Below are 1136 nucleotides of genomic sequence, written 5' to 3'. Positions count from 1 at the left end.
CCGCCTTCGGACCAAATTCTGGTGGGGGCACCGATCCGAGTGGTGCGCTTGACATCGCGCTGCGGCGCCTGAAACCCGAAGCGATCTTCCTGATGACGGACGGCGTCTTCGACGCTGCAAGTTCTGGTGCAGTCATCGCAGCAGGCAATCCTGCCAAGAAGGTGGAGATCAACACGATCTGCTTCCACGATCAGATGGGAGAGCAGATTTGCAAGCAGATCGCCGCAGACAACAATGGGAGTTACCGCTATGTGCCGCCACCAGCAGGACTGCAGCATTTCGCTATCGACGATCTCTACAGTTCTGCATTCGTCGGCGTGCAACACGCGAAGGCGGGGCAGTACTGGGCCGCTTTCCACGATGTGTCAGGCTCCTTCGCGCTGACGCAGGGAAACTGGCCTCAACTCACCGTGCGGGTGGGGGCGAAATCGCTTGACTGCGATGGCGAGGACTTTGCTCGCGTGCACATGGGATCCGCGTTCCTGAATACCAACAAGAACCCCGAGTTTGTGCTGACGACGACATCGCTCTCCGGATCGCAGGTTTCGAGCGACTCCTTTTCGCTCGATGGAGAGTTGACAATCGCAGGCAAGACGCGACCGATCACCGTGCGAGCTTCACGGACGGGGCAGTCGCGGACATCGCTTGGCAACTGTGCTGGGTTCGAAGTGCGTTTCGATCTGAATCCAACGGACTTTGGACTGAAGTTCCCACCTGACAGTGAGTTTGGGGGGAAGGTGGAAGTGCTTCTGGATATAGAGGGGATTGCGAAGGCAGCGCAGCCGTTGGTGAACGCTGGCTACTCGCCCACGGGCTCGGGCGGACCAACGGGTTCGGGAGGACTTCCTCCAAACGTGCGTTCGTCGCCATCCTCGGGGCAACAGCAGGGCCAGAGTGGTGCTGGCCAGAGTGGTGCTGGTCAGAGTGGTGCTGGTCAGAGTGGTGCTGGTCAGAGTGGTGCTGGCCAGAGTGGCGCTGGCCAGAGTGGCGCTGGCCAGAGTGGCGCCGGCCAGAGTGGCGCCGGCCAGAGTGGCGCCGGCCAGAGTGGCGCTGGCCAGAGTGGCGCCGGCCAGAGTGGCGCCGGCCAGAGTGGCGCCGGCCAGAGTGGCGCCGGCCAGAGTGGCGCCGGCCAGAGT

The 1136-nt window shown here is 62.4% G+C and carries 1 protein-coding gene; it reads left to right on the top strand.

Annotation, left to right across the window (positions count from 1 at the left end; genetic code table 11):
• The coding region (locus FJ091_22310; protein ID MBM4386083.1) for a YceI family protein at positions 1-1136 on the top strand (1136 nt) is incomplete at both ends.

The sequence above is a fragment of the Deltaproteobacteria bacterium genome, from assembly GCA_016875395.1.
In the GTDB taxonomy this organism is placed as follows: domain Bacteria; phylum Myxococcota_A; class UBA9160; order UBA9160; family UBA6930; genus VGRF01.
The sequence above is the reverse complement of the archived record's forward strand: the minus strand, read 5'-3'. Positions and strand labels throughout refer to the sequence as shown.